The organism is Sorangium sp. So ce321 (genome assembly GCF_051530195.1).
Lineage (GTDB): Bacteria > Myxococcota_A > Polyangia > Polyangiales > Polyangiaceae > Sorangium.
On record NZ_CP150329.1, the window covers coordinates 540,880 to 556,858 of the forward strand.

Here is a 15,979-nt window from a genome sequence, read left to right on the forward strand (position 1 = left end):
GAAGGCTCAGCCGCGCCGCCCGGCGACAGGTCCCCGGTCGCGGAAAGGCTCAGCCGCGCCGCCCGGCGACAGGTCCCCGGTCGCGGAAGGCTCAGCCGCGCCGCCCGGCGGCGGAAGGCTCGGCCGGCACCGCCCGGCCTCGTGCGCGGCACTCAACTCGGGTGTATCGGGGCTCGACCGCGGGTGTCCTTGAGCGCTCGGCTCACTCCTGGCGGTGATATTCCTTGATGCTTGGATGATATGCCTCGATGACGAGCATCATCCTGTCAATATCCCTCTCCCGCAGGTATTCCTCGTAGGCGCCGTCGACGGCCGTGAGGTAATCGCGGCCGTCGACGGGGAGATGGACTGTGTGCCAATCGAGGATCCTGGCTAACCGCGAGGCGGCCGCCAGGTATCGCTGCGGGTCGCTGACGCGCAGCGGCGAAGGCTAGAGCGGACGCTTCGACCTGTAGCGCGTGTAGCACGCAGGGCAGCGCCACTCCATCATCCGCCGCCCGGTCGCGTCGACGGTCCGCGTCAGCCGCCAGCCATAACGAGAGCTGATGAGCGTGTAGTTCGTCTCCGTCTTCGGCGCAGGTGTACCGCAATCCACGCACCGTTGCGCCACACGCTGCTCGCTCTCCGGTGGCTCCCTCATCGCGTGCCCTGACGCGGCAGCGTTCGTGCTCGTGGGACCCTCCAGCGTCTCAGGGTAGACCGAATCGCGTCGCGTCGCCGCCATCTGAACCTCAGGATGAACGCAAGGTGTCCTCTGAGCGTGTCGCCTCACCTGTCCGCTGGGCGCCCGGTGTCTAACATTTCCGACTGTAGCTAAGTACGTTTCGGGTGCCAAGTTCGATTTCACGACACGGACCCTCACGAGGCGCCGGCCGCTCGAACCGACGAGCGCGCGGCGCGGCCCCGGTAAAATGTGATCATGCTCGCCCTCGACGAGATCCGGCGAGTCAGCCATTCCGGAGGCGCTCCGGAGAGTGCCTGGAAGGCGATGGACGCCTACAACGCGCGACCTCGGCCTCTGTTGAGCGGACGCTGCTCATCCGCGAGCGCGAGAGGGGTAGGCCAGTGTCCGTGTTCTTCGGCGAGCGCGCGGCGGCCGCCCCGCCGCCCCCGCCGGTCAGCGCGCAGCTGACGACAGACGCCGCGCCGGAGGGAGCGCGGCCCCATGCCGCTCGCGTGTACGTGCTCGGTGGATCGGCGCTCGTGGCCGCGGGGCTGTTCGCCGGGGTCGGTGCGGCCGGCATGGCCGAGCGCAGGCCGCTCCAGGCGAGCTGCGCGCCGTTCCGCGGCGAGGCGCAGGTCCAGTCCGTGCGGACCCGGTTCCTCCTCGCCGAGCTCGCGCTCGCCGCGGGCGCCGGGGCCGCGGTCTCCGCGGGGCTGCTCTTCTGGCTACGCCCCACCGTGCGAGGCGCGAGGCAGACCGGCCCGCCGCGGTGTCTGGCGGACCGGCCCGCCGCGGTGTCTGGCGGACCGGCCCGCCGCGGTGTCTGGCGGACCGGCCCGCCGCGGTGTCTGGCGGACCGGCCCGCCGCGGTGTCTGGCGGACCGGCCCGCCGCGGCGCCTGTCGCCGTCGTCCCGGTCGCCAGGGGCGCGCTCGTCCAGCTCCGAGGGGCATTGTAGGCCGGGGGAGCAGGCGTGTCACAGCGGCCTCGGCGGCTTCACGCCCGCGGTCATCGCTCGGTCAGGGGGATCGATGCGGGCGCCGGTGCTCGACGTGGTGGCGGTGGTGCTCCACGCGCGTCTCCGCCGGCCTGCGCGGGGCCTCGCGGTAGGTGGGGTGGTGATGATGGCGGTCCCGGTCGAGCTCGACGCGGTAGCGGACCAGGGCGCGCGGCTCTTCGCGGTAGTAGACCCAGCCGTGGCGCGACGGATAGTACCAGCGGCCGTCCACGTAGTAGACATAGGTCCCCCGGTAGTAGACGCGGGGGTGGCTCTCGACGTGGACCGGCGCCGCCGCGATGTGAACGACCGGCTCCTCGACCACCGCGAACTCCCGATACGTGACGGTCGCAGGCGCAGGAGCGACGGTCCTGGTGTGGACCTCCGCGGCGCACCCGGTCGCGCCGAGGACCGCGAGGGCGGCGAGGGCGGCGAGGGCGGCGAGCCTGCTGCGCTGCGGCGGATTCGCCGTGGTTCTGGGGGACGAGCTCTGGAGGACAGGCGCGTTGTTTTTCATGGAGCCTCATCAAAGCAACCGCGGTGCCATCCGGCGGCGCCGGGACGCCGTCGCAGGCGCCAGGCAGCGCGCCTGCTCCTGGTACAGCGCTTGCTGAAGAGCCGGGCATCGGCGCGACGGCGCCAGACTCCAATCAAGGAAGACACCCATGAAACTCTCGAAGCTGCTCTCCGGTCTCACTGCCTGCGTTCTCGCCTCTGCCTCGCTCGCGGGGTGCATCATCGTCGATGGCGACGATGACCATGTTCACTACGGGAGCGGCTCGCTGACCGTGGAGCTGACCATCGATGGCAGCCATGATCCGTGGCAGTGCGTCGATTACGACGTGGAAGACATCGTGGTCAGCATCGAGGACGAGGCGGGCTTCGTCACCGTGGCGTCCACGGACTGCGACGCGCTCGGCCTCACCATCCCCGACCTCCCCGAGGGCTACTACGACGTCGAGGTCTGGCTCGAGGAGGACGGCTTCCAGGAGAGCGACGTCGTGCGCGTCACGTCCGTCGACGTGTTCGACGACGCGGACACGCTCGTGGAGGTCGACTTCCCCTGGAACTGGATCGACCCGTGACGCGCGCGCGGCGCGCCTGAGCGGGCCGCGCGGCCGCCCCTCCTCGCTCGCGCTAGCGTCCGCGAGCCCAGCTCAGAACTTCTCCGTCGACGGGCGCACGTCGAGCTCGTGGGTCCAGGCGCTCGGCGGCTGGGCGTGCAGCTGGAAGTAGGTCTCCGCCAGCGCCTCGGGCGCGAGCATCGTGGCCTCGTCCCTGCCGGGCGCCATGGCGCGCACGCGCGGGGTGTCGATCAGCCCGTCGACGATCACGTGGGCCACGTGGATGCCGCGCGGGCCGAGCTCGCGCGCGAGCGACTGGGCGAGGGCGCGGAGGCCGAACTTGCCGACGGCCAGGGCCGCGAAGCGCGCGCCGCCGCGGAGCGAGGCCGTCGCGCCGGTGAAGAGGAGCGTGCCCCGGCCGCGCTCGAGCATGTCGGGCAGCGCGGCCTGCGCGCTCAGGAAGCCGCCGAGGCAGTTGATCTTCCAGGAGTCCTCGAGCTCTCGCGGGGTGAGCTCCAGGACCCCGGCCACGCGGAACGCGCCGGCGTTGTAGATCAGCACCTCCGCCGGGCCGAGCGACTCCTTCACCCGCGCGAACGCCGCCGCGACCGAGGCCGGGTCGGTGGCGTCCGCGGGCACGCTCAGGGCGCGGCCCCCGGCCGCCTCGATCTCCCGCTGCACGGCCTCGCACGTGGGGGCCGTGCGGGCCATGAGCCCGATCGAGAACCCCTCGCTCGCGAAGCGCCTGGACACCGCGGCGCCGAGACCGGGGCCGACACCGACGACGACCGCTACCCTGTTCGAGCTCATGAATGGATCTCCCTCCTGCCAGGCCTCGCGCCCGGCGAGCGCTGGCAGGTTACCCCCCGGGGGCCGCGGGCGGTGCGCGCCGGCGTGGCCTGGCCCGCGCAGGAGGGCAGGGGGCTCAGGCGCCGCCGTAGACGACCCGTCCGCCCGTCCTCGACAGCGCGTAGGTGAAGCCGAGCTCGAGCGTCGAGCGGATGACGACGCCCCCGAGGTCGAGCCCCTGCTCCACGATCATCCGCGCCGCCTCGGGCGCGATGCCCACCAGCACGACCTCGGCCCCGAGCAGCCGCGCCGCCCCCGCGGCCTGCAGCAGGTGATGCGCCGCGAGCGCGTCGACCGTCGCCATCCCGGTGACGTCGACGAGCACCACGCGCGCGCGCCGCCTGGAGATCTCCTGCAGCATCGACGCCATGAAGCGGCCGGAGCGCTGGCGGTCCATCGCGCCGACGACCGGCATGACCAGGATCTCGGGCGCGATCGGCACGACCGGGCTGGAGAGCTCGATGATCGTGTTGACCAGCGACTCCTGGCGCCGGCTCATCCGCTCGAACAGCCGGACATTCTCGAGCGCCACGGCCATCGTGTCGGCGACGCGCTCGATCTGCGCGATGTCCTCCGGCGAGCACGCCGACGGACGCTCGCTCTCCAGGACGAGCACGCCGAGCGCCTCGCCGCGGGTGAGCAGCGGCACGCCGACCAGCGTGCGGGTCCCATGGCGGCGCGCCTCGAGCACGTCGCTCATCCCGTCGAGCTCGCTCGACGCGGCGTCGAGGACGACCGAGCGCGCGGTGCTCAGCACGCGCCCGACCAGCGATGCGCGGTCGAGGAGGGCGCGCTCCTCGACGAAGCCCTCTTCCTCCAGATCCAGGACGACGACGAGGATCTCGTGCGCTGGGCGGGGCCCTGGCGATCCGCGTCCTCGGTGCGCCGCCTTGCGGTTCAACTCCAGCGTCAGGTGTTCGGACAGGGGATGAGACCAGGGCGTGCACTCGAGGGTCACGACGTCAGCACCTGTGTCGATGAAGCGCGGAAATGGCGGATCCCCGCCTCGCGCCAGCGCCGGAAGCCCGGCCAGGGTCGCCTCCGCTCCTCTCGAGATCACGTCACGGAGCATCTGCACCGCGCGATAGCCCATGTCGTACTCGCGCTGGACCACGGCCGCGTGGATGGTGCCCTCCCTGAGCATCGCGATCGTCTCCGGGACGAGATCGAACGCGACGATCTTGAGGTCTCCCGCCCGGCCGGCGGCCCTCGCGGCCAGGCCCCACGACGGACCGTTCTCGGCGCAGGCGCCGAAGGCGCCGCCGCTGTCCTGGCGCTGCAGCGCGTCCACGGCGAGCTGTAGCCCGCGGGACGTATCGAACAGGTTCTCGGACGGAGGCTGCGCCCTGATGGACCGGCCCGCGACCGCCGCGCCGAACCCCTCGACGCGCTCGAGACCGTTGAGGGAGCGGAGCGACGCCATCTGCGTCTGGACCGTGCCCCCGTCCGGGAGGAGCCGCGCCATCATCTCGCCGGCGAGCCGGCCGGCCGCCACGTTGTCCGTGCCGATGTAGGCGAGGGCGCTGCTGCCAGCCGCCGGCGGCGTGTCCAGCGTGACAACGGGGATCCCGGCCTCCGCCGCCCGCCGGATAGCCGGCTCGATGGCCGCCGGATCGGCAGGCGCCACGGCGATGCCCTTCACGCCTCGACGGATGCCCTCGTCGATGAGCTCGCTCTGGCTGCCCGGGCCGCTGGCGGCGCAGAAATGGAAATCCACCGAGAGGCCGAGCGTGCGCCCCGCGTCGAGGACGCCGTCGCGCAGGTTGTTCCAGTACCTCGTCGGCGCCCGCCGCGGGACCCGGTGGACGCGGAGCTCACGGGCCTCCCCGGGCGCGCTCGTCGACGGCCCCTCGCGGCCATCTCCATCCAGCATGACGAGGTGCACGGCGCTCCATTGCGGCTGCAGCTGTACGCTCTTGATCCCGTTCGAGATGATCTCCACGAGCTGATGCGGGGTGGCCTGCGCGGCCACCGCGTTCAGCACCTGCTCGAGCAGGGCGCTCTCCTGGACCGCTCGTGCCTTGTCGTCGTAGAGCCCGCGCCGCTCCAGCGCCGCGCCCGCGCTGTCGGCCAGGGCCGAGAGCCGCGCCCAGCGCTCGCTCGAGGGCGCGTCGTCGACCGGCGCCGGCTGCTCCACGACGAGCACGCCCAGGAGCCGCCCGTGCACGCGCACCGGCGTGAGGACCACGACCGCGCCCGCCGGCAGCCGCTCCAGCGCCGGCGCGCCCGGCAGCCGTGCCCGGTACCACGCGGCGGCCGCCACGACGCGGGGGCCGCCCTCCCAGCCAAGGGGAGCGGGCGCGCTCGCCGGCCCCGCGTCCGACGGGAGATGCAGGCGCGCCGGGAGCAAGCCCTCCATGCCCGCGGCAGCCCTGTAGACAAGGCGCTCTCCGTCCCGCAGCAGCAGACTCCCACGCTGTGCGCCGGGCACGCACTCCATCGCTTGCAGCACGATGCGGTGGAGCGTCGCAAAAAGATCCAGGCCGATGCTCATCTGTTCACGCGGCGTACCGACCCAGGCTGAAGGCGCTGACGACGCAGCAAGCACGATCGGTAGACCCGATGTCAAGGGGAGACGCCGTCGGGCGGTGACGCCTGCTACAATCCTCGCTCGACGTTCCGTGGTAGCCTCCGTGCACCTTGCGCGGGCCCGGCACCAGCACGCTCCGCCTCGCCCTCGGCGCGGCGCTCGCCGCGGCCGGGCAGCCGTCGCCGGCCGGCGCGCAAGAGGCCCGCGCGGCGGCCACGTGTCCGGCGCGAGAGGCGCTCCTCACGGCCGTTCACCGGCTCGTCAGCGCGAGTGGCCGCGCGGCGGCCGCTGACGGCGACGTCGAGGTGCGGGACCTCGGAGATCGGTATTCGGTGACCGTGCTCGGATACACGCGTGTCTATGTCGACGAGGCGCGCAATTGCGCCGCGCGCGCCCAGAACGCGGCCGTCTTCGCCGCGCTCACGCTCTACCCGCCGGACATCGCGGCTCCCAGGCGCGCGCCCGGCCCGAGACCGGATCCCGCGCGACTCGCGGCGCCGCCGCCATCACCCGCGCCGCCGTCGCCATTGCCCGCGCCCGCCCCGCCGGCGCCCGTGACCGTCAGCCGACCTGCCCAGCCGGCGGCAGGCGGGCACTCGGTCGCCGTCGAGCTCGGGTTGTTCGGCGTCGGCGCGCCCGCGACGAGCGGGGCGTTCGCGCTCGGCGCCGACGCGAGCGTGGCGGTGGCCTGGCCGAGCGTCGGTGTCGCGTTCGGCGGCGCGTTCGCCTCGGCCAGCACGCTCGAGCTCGACGCCACGCGCGTGCGGCTGCGCCGGTTCCCGTTTCACGTGAGCGGCCGGATCGCGTGGCGGAGCCAGCTGCTCCGGGCCGCGCTCGAGCTCGGGCCGCTCGCGGCGTTGCTGCAAGCGCGCCAGGCCGACGCGAAGGCCGGCGAAACGCGCGGCTGGATCGACCCGGGGTTCCGGGGGGCGCTGACCCTGGCGCTCGAGGGCGCGCGCATCGGCCCTTACCTGCGTGTCTTCTCGGAGGTGACGCCGTTCGGCCGCGAGCTCGCCGTCGAGCCCCGCGGCGTCGTCGGCCGCACGCCCGCGCTGTGGCTCGGCGCCGGGATCGGCGTCGCCTCACGATTTGATTGAAGGTTCTCGCGCGACGGGACCTTTCACACCCGTGTGGAGATCGAGGACGTCGTCCGCCAAGGTTTTCGAACGGCGCGTTGCGTCAGTCCCTGACGCGCCGATGAGCCCGAGGCCGCTGGATTTCGCGACTCTCTATGATACCTGGTTTGACCATGTGTCGCGCTGGCTGCACGCGCTGGGCGCGCCCGAGGCCGATAACGAGGATCTGGCGCAGGAGGTCTTTCTCGTCGCGCGCCGGCGGCTCCCGGATTTCGACGGCCGCAACGTCGCTGGCTGGCTCTACTGCATCGCGAGCGGCAAGGTACGTCAGCACCGGCGGCGGCGCTGGTTCCAGCTCGCGACGTTGCGCGGCCAGGCCGTCGACGTCGATGAGCTGCCTTCGCTCGCGGCGGGCCCGGTCGCGCTGCTCGAGACAAAGGACAAGAAGCGCCTGCTCGATCACCTCGTCTCGAAGATGAGCGAGAAACGCAAGCTCGTGTTCGTGCTCTTCGAGATCGAGGGGTACAGCGGCGAGGAGATCGCCGAGATCCTGGACGTACCGATCAACACGGTCTGGACGCGGCTTCACCACGCAAGAAAGGACTTCTACGAGCTCCTTTCGGCCCACAAGCGCGCTCGAGAGGACGGAGAATGATGCGCCCCCTGAGCCAACGCACCGATCCGACAACGCCCCTGGAGGCCGATGCGGTCGCCCTGCTCAGGGCGGCGGAGCCGTACCAGCCGCCGCCGGGCCGCAAGCAGCGCGTCCGGGAGCGGCTGCTGGAGCGCGGCGCGGCCCGGCCGTCGCGCGCGGGGCGTGTCCCTATCGCGCTGGCGTTCGTCGTGTTCGCGACCGCCGCGAGCGCCGCCGCAGGGCGGGGATGGATCGGAGACACCTACAGGTCGCTCGCCCGCGGCGGCGGCCAGGACCCGGCGCAGGACGCGGGCGCGGCGCGGGGCGCCGTGGGGCCTGAGGCGAGCGCGGAGGCAGCCCCGGGCTCCGGCGGCGCCGAGCGCTCGGCGCCGCCGGAGCCCGCGCCGGCCGCGCCGCCTGCGCCGGACGAGGTGAACCTCGTGTTCGAGGCGATGCGGCTCGTGCGGCAGGAGCGGCAGCCCGAGCGCGCGGCGCGGCTGCTCGACGAGTACCTGCGGGGCCAACCGCGCGGGGCGCTCGCCGAGGAGGCGCTCGCGCTGTCGATAGAGTGCGCGATGATGCGCCAGGACCCCGCGGCGAAGGAGCTGGCCGAGCGCTACCTCGCTCGCTACCCCGGGGGGCGGTTTCGCCCGGCCGCCGAGAAGGCGCGCGCCCGATGGTCGCCGTGAGGCCGGTCGCGGCGTCGGCCCTGCTGCTCGCGCTCGGATCGGCGCCCGCCTGCAATGGCGACCCGGTCGACCTCGGCCCGAGCAGCGAGTTCCGGTGGTGGACGGATCACGAGTCCGGCGATCTCTCGGACTGGTCGCGCGACGGCCGCGGCGGGACGTGGACCGCCGCGGGCGGCGTGCTCGAGCTCGTGACAGCGCCGGTGCGCAGCGGCGCCTATGCGGTCCGGTCCACGGTGACCTCCGCGGACGCGGCGCGATCGGAGAGCATCGCGCTCCGCGGCCAGGAGGCGCCCGGCGAGGCGTTCTACAGCGCGTGGTTCCATGTCCCCGAGTTCCCGGAGGGGCTCGACTACTGGCTGCTGTTCAAGTTTCGCTCTCGCTCGGACGCGGGCGATCCCTCGTCCGGGGTGGAGGCGTGGGATCTCGTCTTCGCGCGGCGAGACGCCGGTTCGGCCGCGCTGCGCCTTTACCGTCACGGGGAGGACGCGCAGGACGAGGAGGCCGTGGCGTCCCCGCCCGTGCTCGCGGGCCGCTGGTTCCAGATCGAAGCCTTCTTGAGGCCTGCCACGGACGAGACCGGCGCGCTCGCGGTCTACCAGGATGGCGTCTTGATCTACGATGTGCGGTCGCGGCCGACCATGCCGAGCACGTATGTCGAGTGGAACGTCGGCGGCGTCGCCGAGGCCAGCGCGCCGCGCACGGCGGTGCTCTTCTTCGACGACGCCGCGATCAGCACGGTCCGCCTCGGCCCCACGTTCCCGGCCTTCTACCGCGCTCCCTGAGCCGCTGGCCGGCGCGCGAGCGTGGTGGTCGGCCGTGTCGATCTCACGACCTCCGGGGGCGCGCCGGGCGCCCTGACGAGCGTGCGCCGGGCCGCCATCCACCGAGGTCGCCGCGCATCACGCGGTGCATCCGGACCGTGAAATTTACCGCGCGGTGCGAAGAGCGAAGGGACTGAAGGTTCTTCATGTCCCGTGTCCTTTGGCACCCAGAGCGCCTCGGAGCACCCGAGGACACGGCGGTATCTGCGATCGTATCCTTTGTATTTCACCTGAGGGGTCGAAAATGATGTCCTTCTTCAACGTCGACGTTTCATCGAGCTCGCTGCGGGCAGCGAGCTCGCTCGCCTCACGCTCTCGCTGGGCTCTCCTGCTCCTGTCGCTGAGCGCCTGCGGCGGCGCCGAGCTCGCCGGTGACGGCGGCGGCGACGCCGGGGGCGGGGGCGGCGCTGGCGAAGGAGGGAGCGCGAGCGTCCAGTCCTCCAGCAGCGGGGTCTCGAGCGGCGAGACTGCGAGCGTCAGCGCCGGGAGCACGGGCAGCGCCAGCAGCACCGCGAGCACGGGCAGCGCCGGCAGCGGCGGGAGCACGGGCGACGGCGGGGCTGGCGGCGGCGATGACGTCTTGCCGGACACGTTCCTCGGCCGCAACCCCTCACCCGAGGCCAGGAACCTGCTGCGCTACATCTACAGCCTTCATGGCAACAAGATGCTCTCCGGTCAGATGGAGTCGACCTGGACCTCGGGCGGCGCGGACTACGAGATCAACTACATCAGGGACACGACCGGCAAGCTCCCTGCGATCCGCGGGCTCGACTACATCGACTACAACGGGACCACGGACCGGGCGATCGCCTGGTGGAACAACGGCGGTATCCCCACGATCATGTGGCACTGGGGTGCCCCCACGAAGGGCCAGGGCTACGAGGCCAGCAAGATGACCATCGACATCGGTCAGGCGTTGACCCCGGGAACGGAGGTCAACCGGGTGATGATGGCGGACCTCGACAGGACCGCCAGGGAGCTGACGCGGCTCAAGGAGGCCCATGTCCCGGTGATCTGGCGGCCATTCCACGAGCTCGACGGGGGCTGGTTCTGGTGGAGCAAGGAGGGGCCCGAGCAGTTCAAGAAGCTGTGGACGCTGATGTTCGACTACTACACCGACACGTACCACCTGGATAACCTGATCTGGGTGCTCGGCTTCGACGGGCAGCCGGACGGGGCGTGGTACCCGGGCGACGAGTACGTGGACATCGCCGGGGCGGACACGTACGGAGGCATGGACTCGAAGAAGGCGATGTACGAGGACGTCGCGTCCATCGTCGGGGACGAGATGCCGATCTGCTATCACGAGTGCGACCCCATCCCCGACCCGGACGCGGTGGTGCGGGACGGCGTCGACTGGGTGTGGTTCATGGCGTGGCACACCGATCTCCTCGTGGACGAGAACCCGGTGTCTCACCTGCAAAAGGTCTATAACCACGAGCACGTCATCACTCATGACGAGCTGCCCGATCTCAGGAACTGAGGCCGTCGCCCTGGAGGTCCGGAGAGCACGCATGACCAAGATCCTGAAGGCCGCGGTGGCAGGCGGCGCGGCGGCGGTGGCGGCGGCCGCGCTCCTCTGGGGCATGAGGCCTGCGCCGAGCGCGCCGACGCAGCCGCGCGAGCGTGGCGCCGCGACGGAGCACGGCGCCGCTCCCTCGGCGATGGCCGGGCCGCCGACGGCGACTGCGAAGGCGCCGCCGGAACCGGAGGCGCCGCCGGCGACCGAGGCCACGGCCGGCGGGGCGCTCGCTCGGCCGCAGCGGCCCGGCCCGTCAGGCGGGCCCGCCCCGGTCGACGAGCCTTCGCTCATGGCGAGGCTCCGCGCCCTCGGAGACTCCGACCCGGCGCTCGCGCTCGAGCTCGCGCGCCAGGGGAATCAGCTGTTCCCCGGGAGCTCGGACGCGGCCGAGCGCGCCGCGGTCGCCGTCAAATCGCTCGTCCTGCAGGGCCAGATGGCCGAGGCGCGCTCGGAAGCGCAGGCCATGGTGGACCGATACCCCCACACGCGATGGGCGCTGAGCATCCAGCGGCACATGAACGTGCGCCCCTCTCGGAACTGACCGCCAGCCAGGCCACCGCCGCGACCGCCCCCGGGGCAGGGGACTTCAGGGCGCTCGCCCGTCTTCCGGTTCCGGCGGAGCGCTCCACCCGCGCACGAAGAACGGCCACGCGTCGTGGAGATACAGGCCGAACGGGACCCACCACACGAGATCGTTCGTCAGGCAGAGCACGGCGGAGCGCGGCGGCCACTGGCCGGTCGCGAGCAGCGCCACGAGGCCGACCGGCCCGAGGAGCTTGCCGAGCAGGCCCACGGCCGCGAGGAGAAAGCCGCGCTCGGGGACGCGCGCGACCTCCGCGTAGAGGATGGCGTAGACGCCGACCACCATCCCGAGGCAGGCGAAGATCGCAGGGTGGTTGAGGGGGGCCATGCCGGCGAAGCGAAAGAGCCATTGCGGGTCGAGCGCCGCGTAGAGCCCCCAGCAGGCGTTGTAGAGGGCGGCGAGGCAGAAGACGGCGCGGTGCAGGCGGCGGCGAGGGATCATGCGGTGTCCGTGGACCCGGCGATCGCGTCGACCACCGCCGAGGCGAGCGCGTGCGCGGCGCTGGCGCCGGGCTGGGGCGAGGCCAGGCAGGCGGCGGCGAGCTCCGTGAACGTGCCCCGGTGCGCGAGCAGGTGAGGGGCGATGACGTAGGCCGCCTTGAGGGCGTCGAGCAGCTCCTCGAAGGCAGGATGGCGCTCGGTCAGGTTGCCTTCCGCGTTCTTCCAGGCCTCGCGGACCGCGCGCTCCACCGCCGGGGCGAGCTGCGGCGGCGCCCGGTGGAGGTGCACGATGAAGCCGAACGCGCGGCGGCGGACGCGAGGATCTCCCTGGCGCAGCCACTCGTCGAGCGCGCTCAGGAGCTCCTCGGCGCGGTCGCCGAGGCGCGTGGCCACGACGGCGCGCGCCGGGAGGCTCCGCACTTTCAGGAAGCGCGCCACGATATCGGCGATCGGGGCGCGGCTCGAGGTGGCCATGGCCTTCCGGATCTCGCGCAGCTCGCCTAGATCGGCGGGACCGACGAGCCCCCCGCCGTCGCCGCGAGCGACCGAGACGACGACGTCGCACGCGGGGCAATGCAGCACGGCGAGCGCCTGGCTCTGGACGGCGAAGCGCCACCCGGGCTCGTCGCACGCGCAGTGGAGCGGCCGCTCTTCCGGGAGGACCTCGACCCGGGCCGCCCGCGCGGAGTCCTCCGACCCCACGCCGAACGAGAGGCGGCTCCCGTCGGCGCCGCGCGCGCTGATGTGAGGCCGGGGCACGTCCTGCTGGTAGCCGGGGACCGACATGTCCATCACGTGGTCGAGGCGGAGGAACGTCCACTCCTCGCCGGGCTCGTGGACGCGCCCGTCGTCGTCGGTCCAGGCCGACGGCGCTCGATAGACCTGGCCGGGCACCATCTCTCGCCAGGGGACGAGTCGCTCGTGCTCGCTCACGCGAACTCCAGGAGGACGACCCCGCGACCAGGGCAGGCCCGCGACGGGGCACGCGAAGGCAACACCGGCATGCGGGCGAGGATACCAGCTCGGGCCGGCGCGGGCGCCACGTCGAGGTGCCCGCTCGCGCCGGGCCGGCGCGGCGGCCGTGTCTCGATGATCCGTGGGCTGTGGTCCCGCGGCTGAGCGGCGCCGGGCAGCGTCGCGGAGCTCGTGAGGAGCGGCCCGGCGCTATCGTGGAATACTCTGCTGTTGCTGTACTCGCGACGGGTACGTCAACCTCGGTGAGGTGCGGCGCGGGACCGCATGGAGGAGGGGATCACGTCGCCCTGAGGGTCCGTGCTCGCTGCCCGCCCGAGCGCGCCGAGGCGGGGAGGCGAGAGCGGCTGAGGGGTGATGGCGCAGCGCGGCTCACCGCGACTTCTGCGGTGCCTCTTCCTGCTGCGCGTAACGCTGCGGGCCTTGCTGCTGGGCCGATTGCTGGCCTTGAAGCTGGGCGGACTGCTGGCCTTGCTGCTGAGCCGATTGCTGGCCGAACTGGGCGCCCTGCTGCTGCCCGCGCTGCTGAGTGGACTGCTGACCGAACTGGGCGCCCTGCTGCTGGGCCGATTGCTGGCCGAACTGGGCACCTTGCAGCTGCCCGCGCTGCTGAGTGGACTGCTGGCCAAACTGGGCGCCCTGCTGCTGCCCGCGCTGCTGCTGTCCTTGCAGCTGGGCGCCTTGCAGCTGCCCGCGCTGCTGAGTGGACTGCTGGCCGAAACGGACGCCTTGCTGCTGACCGCGCTGTTGAGTGGACTGCTGACCGGACTGGGCGCCCTGCTGCTGAGCGCTCTTCTGAGGGCCGGACTGCTGCTGTCGCTCCTGCAGCAGCGAACAGAACATCTGCTCGGCCTTCCTCATGTGCTGCTCGATGCCCTTTCGCAGCGTCGTCACGTGAGACCGGAGCCTCGCGTCTCGCACGCTCTCGACGACCGATTCGTCGAGGAGATCGAGGGCATGGCGGTGCAGGGAGACCTGCGCCCAGATGAAGGCCACGTCGAACTCTGCGCCTTCCTGGTCCTGCAGCGATTCATTGATCTCGGCGGCGTCGGTCCGGAGCTGCTTGCAGCGCGAGCACGCCTCGATGTTCGTCGTGGCGCCGCTCGACAGCTCCGCCCCGTGCTGCTGGGCCCGGGAGTGCTCGTCGATCATCTGCTCGGCGTAGCGCTGCACCTCCGGGGACTCGGCCTTGTCCCGGGCGATCTCCGACAGCTCGACCTCCTGCTGGTTGATGAGCGAGATCAGCGTCACGATCTCCCGATCCGACGGCTGCTGCATCACGCTGTGACCGCCGGCGTGTCCGCCGCGCTGCCCGCCGCCCTGGTAGCCGGCGTGTCCGCCGCGCTGCCCGCCGCCCTGGTAGCCGGCGTGTCCGCCGCGCTGCCCGCCGCCCTGGTAGCCGGCGTGTCCGCCGCGCTGCCCGCCGCCCTGCTCGCCGCATACCTGCGCGCTGCCCGCGCGCTGTCCGCCGCCGCCCTGCCGGCCGCCCTGGTAGCCGGCGTGTCCGCCGCCCCGCCGGTCGCTCTGTCTCCCTCCCTGCCGGCCGCTCGTGCCCGGCGCGCCGTCTCCGCCTGTCCGGCCGCCGCTCCTGCCGTCAGCGCCCGTGTCGTCCCTGCCGGTGCCCTGGCCGCCGGCCGTCGTCTCGCGGTCCGTCTCGGCCTCATCGATACTGCCGATGCAGCCGCCGGCCCCCGCGAGTACAAAGCTCCCCGCGAACATGATCGCCATGAGGCGACCTGAACGATTGCGCAACATCCTGCTTGCTCCTTGCTCGATATCGGCGCGCTGTCGCGCTCACCTGCCGGTTATCGGCCCCCATGATCTGGGTTCCCGTCGTGGGGTTGGTGAGCGAGGTAGAGCCCGAAGCCCGCATCGTCATTTCCCCGAGAGCCCAGCGCGCGCGGCGAGGCCAGCGTGAGATTCGATGGTTCACCCAGCGTTGACCCTGGCCGTCGCGCAGCCGTCAGCGCGGAGATGATCGCTCCCCATTGACCTGCTCGCGCACCCGCCCGCCCTGGGCGCGGCGCCATCCGCCGCCGCCTGCGCACGCCCGCGCCGGGGCGTCCGGATGGCCCGCCAGGCGGCCGACCGCCCGCACCCCCCCGGAAGAACCTGCCCGCCGCGGCGTCGCGTCCGCGTCACGCCGACAGGAAACCTCCTGCGCGCGCGGCTGTCATACCCGCCATGCCCCCGTCCGTCGTGCGGTTCTTCCTCCTCGCCCATGCGATCACGTGGCTCTGCCAGCTGCCGCTCCTGCTGCAGCAGTGGGGCGCGCCCATTCCCCCCGACGTCGCCATGGCGCCGCTCGTCCTCGGCGCCATCGGTCCGTCGGTGGCGGCGGCGGTGTGCGTCTGGAGGGAGCGCGGCCGCGGCGGGCTCTCGGGGCTGCTCTCGCCCCACCGCGCTCCCGCGGGATGGGGCTATGCGCCGCTCGCGCTGTGCATGCCGGCGACGCTGCACCTCCTCGGCCTCGCGCTGCTGGCGCTCGTCGGCGGCGGCACCCCGGCGACGCTCCTGTATGCCCCCGTCACCCCGGAGCAGCGCGGAATCGCCTTCCTCGCCCCGATCGGCGAGGAGCTCGGCTGGCGCGGCTATGCCCTCCGGCGGCTCCTGCCGGCGTATGGGCCGGTTCGCGCCGGCCTCGTCGTCGGCGTCGCGTGGACCTTCTGGCACCTTCCGATGATGTGCCTGCCAGGCGTGCCGTGGTGGTCATGGGTGCTGAGCCCCCTGTTCATCGCGTCGCTCAGCGTCCTGATGACGGCCCTGCACATCAAGTCGGGCGGCAGCGTGCTCGTGGCGTGGGCGGCGCACCTCGGCATCCACCTCGACAACGTCTCCCGCGCGCACCTGTCCGGCGACGGCGCGGCGCCGCTCCTCGTCACGACCCTCGTCGCGGCCGCGGCCGCGGCGGTCACGGCGCGGCGGATGCAGGCGTGGGAGGAGGCCGCGGCGGCGCCTCCGGAGCCCTCGCAGCCCGCGCCAGCCTCGCAGCCCGCGCCGCCCTCGCAGCCCGCGCCGCCCTCGCAGCCCGCGCCGCCCTCGCAGCCGGCGCCCCGCGCGGCCTGAGCCTGCGCGGCCCGAGCCCGCGCGAGCCGGGCCGAGCCCGCGCGAGCCGAGCGCCGCCGGTGTGCGCGCGCAC

At 72.8% G+C, this 15,979-nt stretch carries 15 protein-coding genes; 8 read left to right on the top strand and 7 right to left on the bottom strand.

The window, feature by feature from the left end; genetic code table 11:
• Nucleotides 1-430: 430 nt before the first annotated feature.
• Both WME89_RS02140 and WME89_RS02145 read right to left on the bottom strand, forming a co-directional pair.
• Entirely contained in the window at nt 431-595 is a 165-nt protein-coding gene (locus WME89_RS02140; RefSeq protein ID WP_438007621.1) for a hypothetical protein, read from the bottom strand.
• Between the two features lie 1,087 nt (nt 596-1,682).
• A complete protein-coding gene (locus tag WME89_RS02145) occupies nt 1,683-2,177 on the bottom strand; it encodes a hypothetical protein (RefSeq protein WP_438007622.1) in 495 nt (164 codons plus the stop codon).
• 148 nt (nt 2,178-2,325) lie between these two features.
• Between WME89_RS02145 and WME89_RS02150 the strand changes: the two genes are divergently transcribed.
• Nucleotides 2,326-2,745: a hypothetical protein gene (locus tag WME89_RS02150; RefSeq protein ID WP_438007623.1), complete on the top strand. Its 420-nt coding sequence runs from the start codon at nt 2,326-2,328 to the stop codon at nt 2,743-2,745.
• 72 nt (nt 2,746-2,817) lie between these two features.
• Here the strand turns inward: WME89_RS02150 and WME89_RS02155 are convergent, their stop codons facing one another.
• Entirely contained in the window at nt 2,818-3,534 is a 717-nt protein-coding gene (locus WME89_RS02155) for an SDR family NAD(P)-dependent oxidoreductase (protein WP_438007624.1), read from the bottom strand.
• 115 nt (nt 3,535-3,649) lie between these two features.
• Complete coding sequence (locus WME89_RS02160; RefSeq protein WP_438007625.1) at nt 3,650-6,067, bottom strand: substrate-binding domain-containing protein; 2,418 nt, start codon at nt 6,065-6,067, stop codon at nt 3,650-3,652.
• Between the two features lie 146 nt (nt 6,068-6,213).
• On the opposite strand from WME89_RS02160, the gene WME89_RS02165 reads away from it, so the two are divergent.
• The 6 genes from WME89_RS02165 to WME89_RS02190 all read left to right on the top strand — a co-directional run bounded on the left by WME89_RS02165 (nt 6,214) and on the right by WME89_RS02190 (nt 11,386).
• Complete coding sequence (locus WME89_RS02165; RefSeq protein WP_438007626.1) at nt 6,214-7,200, top strand: hypothetical protein; 987 nt, start codon at nt 6,214-6,216, stop codon at nt 7,198-7,200.
• Nucleotides 7,201-7,300: 100 nt separating this feature from the next.
• Nucleotides 7,301-7,834 carry an RNA polymerase sigma factor gene (locus WME89_RS02170; RefSeq protein ID WP_438007627.1) on the top strand — a complete coding sequence of 178 codons (534 nt, stop codon included), beginning with the start codon at nt 7,301-7,303 and terminating at the stop codon, nt 7,832-7,834.
• The gene (locus tag WME89_RS02175) at nt 7,831-8,502 is read left to right on the top strand and encodes a tetratricopeptide repeat protein (RefSeq protein WP_438007628.1); all 672 of its coding nucleotides are present in this window, start codon (nt 7,831-7,833) and stop codon (nt 8,500-8,502) included. Before WME89_RS02170 ends, WME89_RS02175 begins: the two co-directional genes overlap by 4 nt.
• Nucleotides 8,490-9,284 carry a heparin lyase I family protein gene (locus tag WME89_RS02180; RefSeq protein ID WP_438007629.1) on the top strand — a complete coding sequence of 265 codons (795 nt, stop codon included), beginning with the start codon at nt 8,490-8,492 and terminating at the stop codon, nt 9,282-9,284. The genes WME89_RS02175 and WME89_RS02180 overlap by 13 nt, the downstream gene beginning before the upstream one ends.
• A gap of 283 nt (nt 9,285-9,567) precedes the next feature.
• On the top strand, nt 9,568-10,806 hold the full coding sequence (locus WME89_RS02185) for a glycosyl hydrolase (protein WP_438007630.1): 1,239 nt from the start codon (nt 9,568-9,570) through the stop codon (nt 10,804-10,806).
• A 31-nt stretch (nt 10,807-10,837) separates the two neighbouring features.
• Entirely contained in the window at nt 10,838-11,386 is a 549-nt protein-coding gene (locus tag WME89_RS02190) for a hypothetical protein (protein ID WP_438007631.1), read from the top strand.
• A gap of 45 nt (nt 11,387-11,431) precedes the next feature.
• Here the strand turns inward: WME89_RS02190 and WME89_RS02195 are convergent, their stop codons facing one another.
• The 3 genes from WME89_RS02195 to WME89_RS02205 all read right to left on the bottom strand — a co-directional run bounded on the left by WME89_RS02195 (nt 11,432) and on the right by WME89_RS02205 (nt 14,595).
• Complete coding sequence (locus WME89_RS02195; RefSeq protein ID WP_438007632.1) at nt 11,432-11,869, bottom strand: hypothetical protein; 438 nt, start codon at nt 11,867-11,869, stop codon at nt 11,432-11,434.
• On the bottom strand, nt 11,866-12,801 hold the full coding sequence (locus tag WME89_RS02200; RefSeq protein WP_438007633.1) for a hypothetical protein: 936 nt from the start codon (nt 12,799-12,801) through the stop codon (nt 11,866-11,868). Before WME89_RS02200 ends, WME89_RS02195 begins: the two co-directional genes overlap by 4 nt.
• Before the next feature lie 411 nt (nt 12,802-13,212).
• On the bottom strand, nt 13,213-14,595 hold the full coding sequence (locus WME89_RS02205; protein WP_438007634.1) for a DUF4142 domain-containing protein: 1,383 nt from the start codon (nt 14,593-14,595) through the stop codon (nt 13,213-13,215).
• 429 nt (nt 14,596-15,024) lie between these two features.
• On the opposite strand from WME89_RS02205, the gene WME89_RS02210 reads away from it, so the two are divergent.
• Nucleotides 15,025-15,906: a CPBP family intramembrane glutamic endopeptidase gene (locus WME89_RS02210; RefSeq protein ID WP_438007635.1), complete on the top strand. Its 882-nt coding sequence runs from the start codon at nt 15,025-15,027 to the stop codon at nt 15,904-15,906.
• Nucleotides 15,907-15,979: the final 73 nt, after the last annotated feature.

Excerpts from the sequence above, each read along its gene's own strand:
- WME89_RS02185 (WP_438007630.1), top strand. The coding sequence starts at position 9,568 with ATGATGTCCTTCTTCAACGTCGACGTTTCATCGAGCTCGCTGCGGGCA.
- WME89_RS02160 (WP_438007625.1), bottom strand. The coding sequence starts at position 6,067 with ATGAGCATCGGCCTGGATCTTTTTGCGACGCTCCACCGCATCGTGCTG.
- WME89_RS02205 (WP_438007634.1), bottom strand. The coding sequence starts at position 14,595 with ATGTTGCGCAATCGTTCAGGTCGCCTCATGGCGATCATGTTCGCGGGG.
- WME89_RS02180 (WP_438007629.1), top strand. The coding sequence starts at position 8,490 with ATGGTCGCCGTGAGGCCGGTCGCGGCGTCGGCCCTGCTGCTCGCGCTC.
- WME89_RS02195 (WP_438007632.1), bottom strand. The coding sequence starts at position 11,869 with ATGATCCCTCGCCGCCGCCTGCACCGCGCCGTCTTCTGCCTCGCCGCC.
- WME89_RS02145 (WP_438007622.1), bottom strand. The coding sequence starts at position 2,177 with ATGAAAAACAACGCGCCTGTCCTCCAGAGCTCGTCCCCCAGAACCACG.
- WME89_RS02150 (WP_438007623.1), top strand. The coding sequence starts at position 2,326 with ATGAAACTCTCGAAGCTGCTCTCCGGTCTCACTGCCTGCGTTCTCGCC.
- WME89_RS02170 (WP_438007627.1), top strand. The coding sequence starts at position 7,301 with ATGAGCCCGAGGCCGCTGGATTTCGCGACTCTCTATGATACCTGGTTT.
- WME89_RS02190 (WP_438007631.1), top strand. The coding sequence starts at position 10,838 with ATGACCAAGATCCTGAAGGCCGCGGTGGCAGGCGGCGCGGCGGCGGTG.
- WME89_RS02210 (WP_438007635.1), top strand. The coding sequence starts at position 15,025 with ATGCCCCCGTCCGTCGTGCGGTTCTTCCTCCTCGCCCATGCGATCACG.
- WME89_RS02175 (WP_438007628.1), top strand. The coding sequence starts at position 7,831 with ATGATGCGCCCCCTGAGCCAACGCACCGATCCGACAACGCCCCTGGAG.
- WME89_RS02155 (WP_438007624.1), bottom strand. The coding sequence starts at position 3,534 with ATGAGCTCGAACAGGGTAGCGGTCGTCGTCGGTGTCGGCCCCGGTCTC.